General features: G+C 70.4%; 9 protein-coding genes. 5 read left to right on the forward strand and 4 right to left on the reverse strand.

All coding sequences use genetic code 11. The annotated features are described in order from the left end of the window. The first annotated feature begins 408 nt into the window (after positions 1-408). Both AB0B29_RS17125 and ptsP read left to right on the forward strand, forming a co-directional pair. Complete coding sequence (locus AB0B29_RS17125; RefSeq protein WP_362240012.1) at positions 409-858, forward strand: PTS sugar transporter subunit IIA; 450 nt, start codon at positions 409-411, stop codon at positions 856-858. A 78-nt stretch (positions 859-936) separates the two neighbouring features. Continuing rightward, a complete protein-coding gene (gene ptsP, locus AB0B29_RS17130) occupies positions 937-2,607 on the forward strand; it encodes a phosphoenolpyruvate--protein phosphotransferase (RefSeq protein ID WP_362240015.1) in 1,671 nt (556 codons plus the stop codon). A gap of 68 nt (positions 2,608-2,675) precedes the next feature. Here the strand turns inward: ptsP and AB0B29_RS17135 are convergent, their stop codons facing one another. Together AB0B29_RS17135 and AB0B29_RS17140 are read right to left on the reverse strand one after the other, a co-directional pair. Beyond that, entirely contained in the window at positions 2,676-3,566 is an 891-nt protein-coding gene (locus tag AB0B29_RS17135) for a hypothetical protein (RefSeq protein WP_362240017.1), read from the reverse strand. A gap of 180 nt (positions 3,567-3,746) precedes the next feature. After that, a complete protein-coding gene (locus AB0B29_RS17140; RefSeq protein ID WP_362240020.1) occupies positions 3,747-5,714 on the reverse strand; it encodes an acetoacetate--CoA ligase in 1,968 nt (655 codons plus the stop codon). A 211-nt stretch (positions 5,715-5,925) separates the two neighbouring features. On the opposite strand from AB0B29_RS17140, the gene AB0B29_RS17145 reads away from it, so the two are divergent. Continuing rightward, positions 5,926-8,292, forward strand: coding sequence for a glycoside hydrolase family 31 protein (locus AB0B29_RS17145; RefSeq protein WP_362240022.1), 2,367 nt, complete (start codon positions 5,926-5,928; stop codon positions 8,290-8,292). 107 nt (positions 8,293-8,399) lie between these two features. On the opposite strand, the gene AB0B29_RS17150 is transcribed toward AB0B29_RS17145, so the two are convergent. Together AB0B29_RS17150 and AB0B29_RS17155 are read right to left on the reverse strand one after the other, a co-directional pair. Continuing rightward, the gene (locus tag AB0B29_RS17150; protein ID WP_362240025.1) at positions 8,400-8,936 is read right to left on the reverse strand and encodes an NUDIX domain-containing protein; all 537 of its coding nucleotides are present in this window, start codon (positions 8,934-8,936) and stop codon (positions 8,400-8,402) included. Between the two features lie 47 nt (positions 8,937-8,983). Continuing rightward, positions 8,984-9,793: a M15 family metallopeptidase gene (locus AB0B29_RS17155; RefSeq protein WP_362240028.1), complete on the reverse strand. Its 810-nt coding sequence runs from the start codon at positions 9,791-9,793 to the stop codon at positions 8,984-8,986. Positions 9,794-10,722: 929 nt separating this feature from the next. Here AB0B29_RS17155 and AB0B29_RS17160 point away from each other — a divergent pair. Both AB0B29_RS17160 and glpK read left to right on the forward strand, forming a co-directional pair. Then, positions 10,723-11,517 (forward strand): MIP/aquaporin family protein, encoded by a 795-nt coding sequence (locus AB0B29_RS17160; protein WP_362240031.1) that lies wholly within the window; start codon positions 10,723-10,725, stop codon positions 11,515-11,517. Positions 11,518-11,536: 19 nt separating this feature from the next. Further along, positions 11,537-13,054, forward strand: coding sequence for a glycerol kinase GlpK (glpK, locus tag AB0B29_RS17165; RefSeq protein WP_362240034.1), 1,518 nt, complete (start codon positions 11,537-11,539; stop codon positions 13,052-13,054). Positions 13,055-13,069: the final 15 nt, after the last annotated feature.

Raw genomic sequence — 13,069 nt, forward strand, 5'->3', positions numbered from 1 at the left:
GGCGTTGACTTTTGGCACGCTGTTGAGTTCTCAAGGAACGGTCGCTTCCTTTGTACTCACCCTCTCGGGCTTTCCTCCGGGCGCTTCCCTTCGGTGTTCCAAACTCTATCAGTGTTTTTCCGGCCTCCCGACCACCGTCCTGCAGACATGCAGAAGGCGATCCAGAGATAGGATCTGACAAGTTGGTTGCTGCCCGGCCAGGACGCATGGTTGCGTCGCTCAGCCCCAAGCAGGAGTACGACTGTACACGCGGCCACGGAGCAGGTGCAAATCGATTTGGGGTATGGTCTAGACCACTTCGGAGTGCCTGCGCGGAACCGGCACTTCAGGTGACATACGCTGCTGAACAGTGTGCCGCCCGGTACCTACAGGGACGGCCATTCGATCTCCACCCCTCGGAGGCTTCCCATGACGACCGTGACGTCCCCGCTCGCAGGACGCGTTATCGGACTGGCGGCAGTGCCGGATCCGGTCTTCTCCGGGGCCATGGTCGGCCCGGGCACGGCGATCGATCCCGTACGCGAGCCCTCCGAGGCCGTCTCGCCCGTGGATGGCGTCGTCGTCTCCCTGCACCCGCACGCTTTCGTCGTCGTCGACGAGAACGGCCACGGCGTGCTCACCCACCTCGGTATCGACACCGTGCAACTAAACGGCGAAGGCTTCGAGCTGCTCGTGAACAAGGGCGACACCGTCAGGCGCGGTCAGGGTGTCGTCCGCTGGAACCCGGCGGCCGTCGAGACCGCCGGCAAGTCCGCGGTCTGCCCGGTCGTGGCCTTGGAAGCCACGGCCGAGGCTCTCTCCGATCTTCGCGACAACGGCGATGTGAAGGCCGGCGACAGTCTCTTCCTCTGGAAGTGACGCCAGTGCCGTCGAGTGACGGCGAGTACGACAACCACCGCGGCGGCGGGGGCCGCCGCTCTATCGGAGACGGGTGAGATGGAGACAACGCTGCGAGGCGTCGGCGTGAGCCACGGTGTGGCCATCGGCGAGGTTCGGCACATGGGAACGGCGGTGCTCGAGCCGCCCGCGAAGCAGATACCGGCGGAGGAAGCGGAGCGTGAACAGGGTCGCGCCCGCAAGGCCGTCGAGGCGGTGGCGGCGGACCTGATGGCGCGGGGCAACCTGGCCGGTGGCGAAGCCCAGGCGGTGCTCGAGGCGCAGGCCATGATGGCGCAGGACCCCGAGCTCATGGCTGATGTGGAGCGGCGGATCGCCGTCGGCAGCACGGCGGAGCGGGGGGTGTACGACGCGTTCGCCTCCTACCGCGAGCTGCTGGCGGGAGCCGGTGAGTACCTCGCCGGTCGCGTGGCCGACCTCGACGACGTGCGGAACCGTATCGTCGCCCGGCTGCTGGGGGTGCCGATGCCGGGCGTCCCCGACAGCGACGAGCCCTATGTCCTGGTGGCCCGCGACCTCGCGCCGGCCGACACCGCGCTGCTCGACCCGACTCTGGTGCTCGGCTTCGTCACCGAGGAGGGCGGACCGACCAGCCACAGCGCGATTCTCGCCCGGGCGCTCGGGGTGCCGGCCGTGGTGGCGCTGCCGGGTGCCGGTGAACTCGCCGAGGGCACGATGATCGCCGTCGACGGCAGCACGGGAGAGATCTTCGTGGACCCGAGCGACGAGAAGAAGGCGCGGCTGGAGGCTGCGGCTGCCGAGCGGAAGGCCGCGCTGGCGGCCTCGACCGGACCGGGTGCCACGGCGGACGGTCACAAGGTGCCGTTGCTCGCGAACATCGGTGGCGTCGCTGATGTGGCGGCCGCCGTCGAGGCCGGTGCCGAGGGTGTGGGTCTTTTCCGTACGGAGTTCCTCTTCCTGGACGACAGCAAGCAGGCGCCCTCGGAAGAGAAGCAGGTCGCCGCGTACCGCCAGGTGCTCGAGGCGTTCCCCGAGGGGCGTGTCGTGGTGCGGGTGCTGGACGCGGGTGCGGACAAGCCCCTCGACTTCCTGACGCCGGCCGACGAGCCGAACCCGGCGCTCGGGGTACGGGGTCTGCGGACGCTGCTCGATCACCCGGAGGTGCTGCGCACGCAGCTGACCGCGCTCGCCAAGGCAGCGGAAGGGCTGCCGGTCTACCTCGAGGTCATGGCCCCGATGGTGGCGGACCGTACGGATGCCCGGGCCTTCGCGGACGCCTGCCGTGAGGCCGGGCTGCGGGCGAAGTTCGGCGCGATGGTGGAAATCCCGTCGGCCGCGCTGCGGGCCCGCTCGATCCTCCAGGAGGTCGAGTTCCTTTCGCTGGGGACGAACGACCTCGCCCAGTACACCTTCGCCGCCGACCGGCAGGTGGGTGCGGTGTCCCGTCTGCAGGACCCCTGGCAGCCCGCCCTGCTCGACCTGGTGGAACTGTCCGCCGAGGCGGCCAAGGCCGAGGGCAAGAGCTGTGGAGTCTGTGGTGAGGCCGCTTCGGACCCGCTGCTCGCGTGTGTGCTGACCGGTCTGGGTGTCACCTCTCTCTCGATGGGCGCCGCGTCGATTCCTTACGTCCGGGCGACGCTGGCGAAGTACACGCTGGCGCAGTGTGAGCGTGCCGCAGCGGCGGCACGGGCGACGGACAGTGCCGAGGACGCGCGCAGTGCGGCGCAGGCGGTGCTGTCGGGCGAGTAGGCCCCCATCGGATCCACGGCGTTTCCCGGGAGGGGCGCTCCATCGAGGTGGAGCGCCCCTCTTGTGTGTCAGTGCCGGTGCCCCTGGGCGGGTTTCTCCTCTCCGAGGTCGGGCGGCGCGCAGTAGTCGACGTTGGATTCCGGGGAGATCAGGTCTCCGGATTCGACGTCGGTGCAGTAGGCGTCGAAGACCTCGCCTGCGGTGAGGGGTTCGAGTCCGTAACAGCGCATGCGCCAGCCGTAGACGCGGTCGGGTGAGCCCGGGGCGCTGGCGCGGATGACGAGTCCTCCGGGGCTGTCGGTGGCCAGGCCGAGGGCCAGGACCGTGGTGAATTCGAGGGCTTCGGTTTCGTCCAGTTCCAGGGCGGCCCCGTCGTCGGTGATGTGGAGGGCGGCGACGAGGGTTTCGGGCGGTCCGGTGACACTGCAGACGAGGTGGCGGTCGCCCGGTGGCGCCGTGTCGAGGATGCGGACGAGCAGTTCTGCGGCTCGGGTGAAGGCGGCGCGTCCGATGTCCTCGCCGCAGGAGGTGCAGGCGCCCAGGCGGGCGAGGAGGGTGGTCGCGTACTCCCAGGTGGCCTGCCGGACGGCTTCGTCGACGAGGGCCGGGAGCAGGTCCGCCAGCGGTCGGCCGTCGTAGGGAAGGGTCGGGCCTGTCGCCGCGATCTGGGCGGTGAAGCGTGAGCGGCTCGACGGTTTGTCGGGGTCGAGGTCCTTGCGTGTGCAGAACTCGGCGAACTCCTCGGGGTCGAAGAGGGCCACCGTGGTGTGGCTGCCTTGCAGGGCCCTGGTCCTGAGGAGGGCTTCCACGTGTTTCAGATAGGTCGCGTGGTCGTCGAAGGCGAAGCTGCCGTAGCGCCGCATGGCCCGGAAGTCGTGATCGTCGGCGAGCAGGCCGATGGTGCCGGCGATTTCGCGGTGCAGGACGCGGCGCTTGGTCCGGTTGTCGGTGTGCGTCATGGATCCCCCTGTGCACGGTCGATCAATGCTCACTCACAGTAACCGGCGGCACTGACAGTGGGGCCTGCTCGATGACCGTTCACTCGACGGAGCACGGAAGGCGCAGGTCACAGCGGCTTCCGCTGCGGCCTGCGCCCTGAGCTCTTGGTGACGGGGAGTCGCGGGACAGGGGGAGGGTCGTCAGGCGCGTTTGCGGGCCAGCTCCTCGTAGAAGTCCAGCAGGCCGAGATCGTCGATGGAGCCCGGGTTGACGGCCTTCTCCAGCGGGGTGCCCTGGAGGAGGCGTTTGACGGGGACCTCGATGCGCTTGCCGGTGAGGGTGTGCGGGACGCCGGGCACTTCGATGATCTCGTCGGGGACGTGGCGCGGCGACAGTTGCTCGCGGATCGTCTGCTTGATGCGGTTGAGCAGAGCCTCGTCGAGGACGGCTCCGGGGGCCAGGTGCACGAAGAGGGGCATCCAATAGCCGCCGTCGGGCTGCTCGATGCCGATGACGAGGGATTCCTTGATCTCGGGGAGCCTTTCGACGGCTTCGTAGATGTCGGCGGATCCCATGCGGACGCCCTGGCGGTTGAGCGTGGAGTCGGAGCGGCCGTGGATGACGACGGATCCGCGGGAGGTGAGGGTGATCCAGTCGCCGTGCCGCCACACGCCGGGGTAGGTGTCGAAGTAGCTGTCGTGGTAGCGGCTGCCGTCGGGGTCGTTCCAGAAGTGGATGGGCATCGACGGCATGGGGTTGGTGACGACGAGTTCGCCGACCTCGTCGACGAGGGGGCTGCCGCCGGCGTCCCAGGACTGCAGGTCGGTGCCGAGGCAGGGGGCCTGGAGTTCGCCGACGTGGACCGGGAGGGTCGGTACGGCTCCGGCGAAGCATGAGCACACGTCGGTGCCGCCGCTGACTGAGGCGATCCACAGGTCGTCGCGGACCTCGTCGTGGAGCCAGCGGAACCCGCCGGGGGGCAGGGGCGAGCCGGTGGTGGCGACGCACACCACGGAGGAGAGGTCGAAGTCGCGGGACGGGTGCACGTCGGCCTTGCGGCAGGCCATGACGTAGGCGGCCGAGGTGCCGTAGAGGGTGGCCTTGGTGCGTTCGGCGATCCGCCACTGTGCGCCGGTGTCGGGGTAGCCGGGGCTGCCGTCGTAGAGGACGATCGTGGTGCCGGTGAGCAGGCCGGAGACGAGGAAGTTCCACATCATCCAGCCGGTCGACGTGTACCAGAAGAAGCGGTCCTCGGGGCCGAGGTCGCAGTGCAGGCCGAGTTGCTTGAGGTGCTCGACGAGGATGCCGCCCTGGGACTGGACGATGGCCTTGGGCAGTCCGGTCGTACCGGAGGAGTAGAGCACCCACAGCGGGTGGTCGAAGGGCACCTGCTCGAAGACGGGGTCCGTGTCGGCTGAGGTGAGGGCCGACCAGTCCAGGGCGCCCTCGGGTGCTTCGGTGCCGAGGAGCGGGATGTGGATCACGGCCCGCAGGGTGGGGAGTTCGCGGCGCAGTTCGGTGACCACCTCGCGCCGGTCGTGCTCCTTGCCCCCGTAGCGGTAGCCGTCGACGGTGAAGAGCACGACGGGTTCGACCTGCTGGAAGCGGTCGAGGACGCTGCGGGCGCCGAAGTCGGGTGCGCAGGAGGTCCATACACCGCCCACCGCGGCTGTGGCGAGGAGGGCGACCACCGCCTGCGGGACGTTCGGGAGGTAGCCGCTGACCCGGTCGCCGGGGCGCACACCGAGGGCGCGCAGTTCGGCGGCCAGGGAGCCGACCTGGCGGCGCAGCTCGGCCCAGGTGACGGGGCGCGGTTCGTGGGTCTCGTCGACGTACAGGAGGGCCGGTTCGTCGGCGCGGGTGGCGGATGCGCGCAGGGCGTGTTCGGCGTAGTTCAGGGTCGCCCCGGGGAACCACTCGGCGCCGGGCATCGAGCGGTCGCCGAGCACGCGCGCGTAGGGCTGCGAGAAACGGACGTCGAACCACTCCGTGACGGCCTTCCAGAAGGTGTCCAGCTCGTCGACGGACCAGCGCTGCAGAGCCGCGTAGCCGCCCTCGGCAGGGGCGCCGTGGTGCTCGGCCGCCCAGGCCTGGAACCTGGTGATCCGTGCGCGGGCGATGCGCTCGGGGTCGGGCTGCCAGAGCGGCTGGGGACTGATGGTCGACATGGTCGGCTCCCGGACTGTGCGCGTCGTGTGCGTCCTCCGCGCACGGGCTGGGGTGTGCGCGTGAGCGGCTGGCACGGACAATGCCATGTGATCGACTTCGATACCAGGGTGCGCCCCACATAGTCCGTGTCGTGAAGATGTGGTCCTGGCATGGGTGAACGGCAGTTGAACGGCACGCCCGCGCGGGGCCGTCAGTGGCAGGGTGAGCAGCATGAACGGTCGTGACCTGGTGCGTTCGGTGAAAGCGGTGGCTTCGGTGGGGGCGGCGCAGGGTGTGCGTACCGTACGAGCAGCGTGGCGCAGGCGTCGGGCCGACGCCACCGGGCTGCCGGCACGCGGGGCGGAGCGTGCGCGGGTGCCCGGGCCCGTGGAGGACGTGGAGCCCGGCCCGGGGGGTGGTGTCGTCCGGTTCAGCCGGTCGGAGCTGCGGATTCTGGTCGCCGTGAACGGGGCCGTGTTCTGGGGCTGGGACGGGGCGGGGCCCGAGCCGTCCTACGCGCTGGCCGGACGCTGTCCGGAGCCGGATCCGCGGGCGGTCCTGGAGCCGGACAAGGACGGCGGCTGGCGTGTGGTGGCCGAGCGGGTGACGGTCGTGGTCTCGCGGCACGGCGCGGTGGAGGTACGGACTCCGGGCGGGGTCACCCTGCGGCGTGATCTGCCGCCGCGGTGGTGGGAACCGGTCGGCGGCGGCCCGGCGCGGTGGATGCAGACGTCGGAGGTGGGCGCCGACGCGCGGTTCTTCGGGCTCGGCGGGCGCGCCTCGGGCCCTCGGCTGCCGGACGGGACGTACCGGCTGTGGAACTCGGATCCCGGCCGCTCCTTCGCGCCCGGGGACGACCCGCTGTACATCACCATGCCGGTGCAGCTGGTGGTGTCCGACGGCGGTACGCATCTGGCGTTCCACGACAGCTCGTGGGACGGCACCGTGACGCTGCGCGAAGGCGAGGAGGGCGCGGGTTCGGGGCACGACCGTGCCGGAACGAGCGAGCTGCGGATGGCCGGCGGTCCGCTGCGCTGCTGGGTGATGGCGGGCACCCCCGCGCGCGTGCTCCTCACCTGGGCGTCGCTGACCGGGGCGCCCGCGCTGCCGCCCGCGTGGGCCCTCGGGCACCACCACGCACGGTGGGGGTTCGGCGGCGAGCAGGAGGTGCGGCGGATCGTTGCCGGCTACCTGGAGCACGGTCTGCCGCTGGACGCCGTGCACCTGGACATCGACCACCTCGACGCGCATCAGGTGTTCACCGTCGACCAGGACCGCTTCCCCAAGCTGCCCGTGCTGGCCGAGGAGCTCCGGCGGGAGGGTGTCCGGCTGGTGTCGATCGTCGGGCCGGGAGTGAAGGCCCTGCCGGGCCGTGCGGTGTACGACTCCGGGGCGGCGCAGGACGCGTTCGTGCGGGATGCCTCCGGGGCGGCGGTGGAGGGTGTGGTGTGGCCCGGGGAGGTGGTTTTCCCCGACTTCACGCACGCGCGCGTGCGCGCGTGGTGGGGCGCTCTCTACGAGGAGCGGCTCGCCCAGGGCTTTTCTGGCTTCTGGCACGACGTGAACGAACCCACGTCGTTCACCGCCTTCGGGGAGTCGACGCTGCCACGCTCGGCCCGGCACTCCTTGGAGGGGCGGAGCGGTGACCATCGTGAGGCCCACAACGTGTACGCCCTGTGCATGGCCAGGGCCGGCTTCGAGGGGCTGCGGAAGCTGGCGCCCGAGGAGCGGCCGTTCCTGCTCTCCCGTTCCGGGTGGGCCGGCATGCAGCGCTACGGAGGGACGTGGTCCGGGGACGTCGCCACCGGCTGGCCTGGGCTGCGGGCCTCCCTGGCCCTGGTCATGGGGCTCGGGCTGTGCGGCGTGCCGTACTCGGGGCCGGACATCGGGGGGTTCGACGGGGATCCTTCTCCCGAGCTGTATCTGCGGTGGTTCCAGCTCGGCGCTTATCTGCCGCTGTTCCGTACGCACGCGAGTCTGCGGGCGGGGCGCAGGGAACCATGGGAGTTCGGTGACGAGGTGCTGGAGCACGCGCGCGTGGCGCTCGTCGAGCGCCGGCGGCTACTGCCGTACTTCCTGACACTGGCGCATCTGGCGAGGCGCACCGGAGCGCCCTATGTGCGGCCTCTGTGGTGGACGGCGCCGGAGGAGCGGGCTCTTCGCGACTGCGGGGACGCCTTCCTGCTGGGTGACGGTCTGCTGGTGGCGCCGGTGCTGGACCCGGGTGTGGGTCGTCGGGCCGTGCGGTTGCCGCGCGGGCGCTGGTACGACGTCGCCACGGGGCGGGCTTACGAGGGGCCGGGGCAGGTGCTGGTCGACGCGCCGCTGTCACGCATCCCGGTGTTCGCGCGCGCGGGTGCCGTGCTTCCGGTACGTGGGGAGGACGGGGGGCTGGAATTGGAGGTGTGGGCCCCCGCCCCGGGACGAACCGGGGGCGGGCTGGTCGTGCCGGACGGGGGCGAGGGGTGGGAGGAGCCGGAGATCGAGCGCTACAGCGCTCGGTGGAGGGGCTCCCGGGTGGTCGTGGAACGGGAGGGCGAGGAGGGTGCGAGTGCGCCTCCCTACCCTGTGTGGGTTCGCGGGACCGAAGGAACGTGAGCCAAGCCGGGCCCGGGAGCCTGGAGCTGCACCGGGCCCGGGAGCCGATCCGCCGGCTCCGCGGCCCGAGTTTCCTGAGCTTGGCGGAGGCCGGGGAGCTCGTGAGGTCAGATGTACCGGCCTTCGAACCAGGCGCGGGCGGCCAGGGTGTGCAGGGGGAAGGCGAGTTCCTCCGGCCTGCGCAGGAGGTGCCAGCCCGCCGTCTCGTCCGTGGCGGCGGAGGAGGGGAGGCTTTCGGCCGGGCGTTCCGGAAGGAGACCGAACAGCAGCAGGTGTCCGTCGGGTGAGCTCATCGCGTCGACGAGCCGTACGTCCCGGCCGGCCGCGTCGATGCCGGTTTCCTCCCGGAGTTCGCGTATGACCGCCTGCCGCCAGTCCTCGCGGTCGTCGATGTAGCCGCCGGGCAGGGCGATGCCCCCGCGCGCCGGAGCGATGGTTCGGGTGATGACGACCAGGGCGGTGCCCTTGGTGTCGTACACGGGCTGGAGGGCCACCGCGACCGGGAGCGGGTTGCGATAGGCCACGGCCCCGCACGCCGGGCAGGTACGGGGCCAGCCGGTGATGCCCTCTCCGTAGGGCGCGCCGCAGCTCGAACAGTGTGAGTTCGGGGCGGAGTTGGAAGCGGAGTGCTGAGTTTCGGACACGCGGCGGACTGTAGCCGATCGTGGAGAGGGCGCCGTGAGCAGGCTGCTCAGTGAGCGCCGGCGAGCGACTTCCTGGCCACGGGGAAGTCGAAGTAGGTGTCGGGATGGGCCTCGGGCTTGAAGGTGTAGTGCCACCACTCCTCCGGCAGGTTCACGAAGCCGAGGCCTTCCAGGGTGTTCTTGAGGAGCAGCCGGTTGGCGCGCTGTCGGCCCTGGATGCGCGGGTCGAGGGTGTGCGAGAGGGTGTCGAAGCAGTCGAAGCCGGTGCCCATGTCGATCGAGTTGTCCGGGAACCGCGCGTCCTGGGGCGCGAAGCACGGCACCAGGGGCTCTCCTTGGTGGTACGGCCGCGTCGGCTTAGCCGGGAGCCTGACGAGTGTGACGTCCAGGGTCGAACCGCGGCTGTGGCCGGATTTCGCCGCGATGTACCCGTCGGCGAACAGTCGCGTCTTGTCGACGTTCGGGTAGAACTCGCCCTTCATCGCCTGGTCGTCGAGGTCCTCGGCCCAGCGGACGAAGTGGTCCACCGCGCGCTGGGGCCGGTAGCAGTCGTAGACCTTGAGGGTGTAGCCCTGGCGCAGGAGCCTGCGTTGGGCTTTGTGGAGCGCTTCGGCGGCGGGGCGGGTGAGGATGCAGAGGGGCTGCCGGTAGCCGTCGATGCGCTCGCCCACGAAGTTGTGCGGGGTGACGTAACGCATCTCCTGAAGGATCGTCGGATCCACGCTTCTCAGCGCCACGAAGTCCTTCGGCGCCTTGGGGTCGGTGCCGGCCCGGGCGGTCGGGGTGAGGGCGGTTGACGCCAGCAGCGCGGCGGCTGCGGCGATCAGGGCACGTGTCACGGTGGTGAGTCGTGTCATGTCCCTGCGTCTATCAGGGAAGTGGACGCCAGGGGAAGGAGGAGGTGCTGGACGTAGGGGCAGTCGGCCGGCGGGTGCTGGGCCGGGCGGACGTGCTGGGCCGGGGTTCGCCGCGGACGCCGGTGCCTGCGGCTGTGGCCTTGTCTGCGGCCGGCGCTGGGCGGCTGCGCCGGTGCAGGCATCTGCGGCTGGGGCTTCACCGGCGCCCGTCCCCGCACCCGCACCCGCACCCGCACCCGCGGCAGTGTCGGAGGGCTGCGGGGTGGCGGTCGAGAGGGGTGGGCAGGGTGTCTGGGGCAGGGAGAGGGGTGAGCGGCGGAGGTCCCGGCCTGGTCGAGGCGGCTGCAGGGCATCAGGCGTCAGGGCGCATCCGCGGCGGCCACGACCCCGCAGATCCTCCTGCGGTTGAGAAACCGCCAGGTCAGGTGAATCCTGGACACTAGCAAGCGAGGAGCCAGGTGCGGCTGGGCTTCTGCCCTCCGGCGGAGTCCAGCGCAGGCCGGACACCATCAGCCAAGCCTCGCGCGGCTCATCCAGGCCCGCGCGGGTCCGGACCAGATCTGAACAACGACCCGACCGGGCGCCGCCGGACCGAGCAACCGGCCCGCCGGCCCGGCGCGAGCCCGGTGACCGTCCGACGGCCGTCAACCGTTGCGGTCGGCGACCTTGACGCCCCCTGGGTGCCGGTGAACACTTCCGGTGTCAGTCGACATCGCCGTACATAGGCGGCGCATTCCGGCACCGGGGCGGATGGTGCGCCTGCATGAGGCCCACTCCCCCTCGGGCGATTCGGCTGCGACGGCACGCTCGTCACGGATGCCGGGCGGGGCGCGGACGTCTCCCTGCCTTCGGCTGAAGTTGCCACGGGAAACGCACCCTGCAGGTGAGGACCGGGGCGGCTCGTCCCGGGCCGAGGCTGAGGAGCAGCCATGACTAACGGAGACATTTTCGTCGGCGAGATGATCGGCACGGCGATTCTGATTCTCTTCGGTGCCGGCGTGTGTGCCGCCGTCACTCTCAGGTTCTCGAAGGCCCGTGCCTCCGGGTGGATCGTGATCACGTTCGGCTGGGGCTTCGGAGTGCTGGCCGGCGCGTACACCGCTGCTCCCCTCTCCGGAGGGGTCATCAACCCGGCCGTCACCTTCGGCCTCGCCGTCGACACCGGCGTGTGGAGCAAGGTCTGGGTCTACCTGCTGGGCCAGATCACCGGCGCCATGATCGGGGCCGTCCTGTGCTACCTGGTGTACTACGCCCAGTTCGCGGCCAATGTGCGCAAGACGGGCACCACGGAGGGCACAGCGGACGAACCGGTTCCGACACTCGGGATCTTCTCCACGATCCCGGAGATCCGGAACCCGATCGCCAACCTGGTCACGGAGATCCTCGCGACCATCGCCCTGGTGTTGCCCATCCTGGCCCTGGTCGGCCAGGACAGGCACGTCGAGGGCGTCGGCATCGGCCTGATCCCCGGCGGCGGCGGTATCTACGGGTCCGGTATCGCGATCCTGCTGGTGTCCCTGCTGGTCGTCGGCATCGGCCTGTCCCTGGGTGGGCCCACCGGGTACGCCATCAACCCGGCGCGTGACCTCGGCCCGCGCATCATCCACTCCATCCTGCCGATCCCGAACAAGGGCACGTCCGACTGGGGCTACTCGTGGATCCCCGTCGTCGGACCACTGATCGGCGGCCTGCTGGGTGGCGTCATCTACAACGCAGCCTTCTGACACAGCCGAAGGGGTAGCCATGACGGAAAACTCCGCGAAGTACGTCGCAGCCATCGACCAGGGCACCACGTCGAGCCGCTGCATCGTCTTCAACCAGGACGGCGCGATCGTCGCCGTGGACCAGCGCGAGCACCGCCAGATCTTCCCGAAACCCGGCTGGGTGGAGCACGACGCCACCGAGATCTGGTCCAAGGTCCAGGCGGTGGTGGCGGGGGCGCTCGCCAAGGCCGGTCTGAGGGCCGACCAGCTGAGCGCGATGGGGATCACCAACCAGCGCGAGACGACCCTCCTGTGGGACCGGGCGACCGGCAAGCCGGTGCACAACGCCATCGTGTGGCAGGACACGCGGACGGCCGCGCTGTGCAACCAGCTGGGCGGCTCGGACGGGCAGGACCGTTTCCGCGAGCAGACGGGTCTGCCGTTGGCGACCTACTTCTCCGGGCCCAAGGCGGCCTGGCTGCTCGACAACGTGCCCGACCTGCGGGCGCGTGCCGAACGGGGCGAGATCGCCTTCGGCACCATGGACTCCTGGCTGATCTGGAACCTCACCGGCGGGACGGACGGCGGGCAGCACGTCACCGACGTGACCAACGCCGGGCGCACCATGCTGATGAACCTGGAGACCCTCCAGTGGGACTCCTCGATCCTCTCGGCGATGAACGTTCCGGAGGCCATGCTGCCCGAGATCCGGTCCTCCTCCGAGGTGTACGGCACCGCCGTCGGCCAGCTCACCGGCGTGCCGGTGGCGTCCGCGCTGGGCGATCAGCAGGCGGCCGTCTTCGGGCAGGCCTGCTATGACGTGGGCACGGCCAAGAACACGTACGGCACGGGAAGCTTCCTGCTGCTCAACACGGGCGACAGGCCGGTGCCGTCGAAGAGCGGACTGCTGACGACCATGGGGTACAAGATCGGCACTGAGGCGCCGGTCTACTGCCTGGAGGGCGCGATCGCCATCACGGGCGCCCTGGTCCAGTGGTTCCGGGACCAGCTGGGCATCATCCGCACGGCGGACGAGATCGAGCCCTTGGCGGCGAGCGTCGAGGACAACGGCGGCGCGTACATCGTTCCGGCGTTCTCGGGACTGTTCGCCCCGTACTGGCGCTCCGACGCGCGTGGCGTGGTCACCGGCCTCACCCGGTACGTCACGAAGGCGCACCTCGCGCGCGCGGTGCTGGAGGCGACGAGCTGGCAGACCCGCGAGGTCGTGGACGCCATGTACCAGGACTCCGGGGTGCACATCACCACCCTGAAGGTCGATGGCGGCATGACGAAGAACAACCTGCTCATGCAGCACCAGTCGGACGTGCTCGACGTCCCGGTGGTGCGGCCCAAGGTCTCCGAGACGACCTGTCTGGGCGCCGCGTACGCGGCCGGTCTGGCCACCGGTGTGTGGAACGACCTGGACGAACTCAAGGCGCACTGGCAGAAGGACGTCGAGTGGACGCCGAACATGGAGGCGTCTGTACGGGACCGCGAGTACCACAACTGGCGCAAGGCCGTGGAGAAGAGCTTCGGCTGGGAGGAGGGCGACGACTAGCTGACCACGCGCGCG

It is taken from the genome of Streptomyces tibetensis (assembly GCF_040647715.1).
Lineage (GTDB): Bacteria > Actinomycetota > Actinomycetes > Streptomycetales > Streptomycetaceae > Streptomyces > Streptomyces tibetensis_A.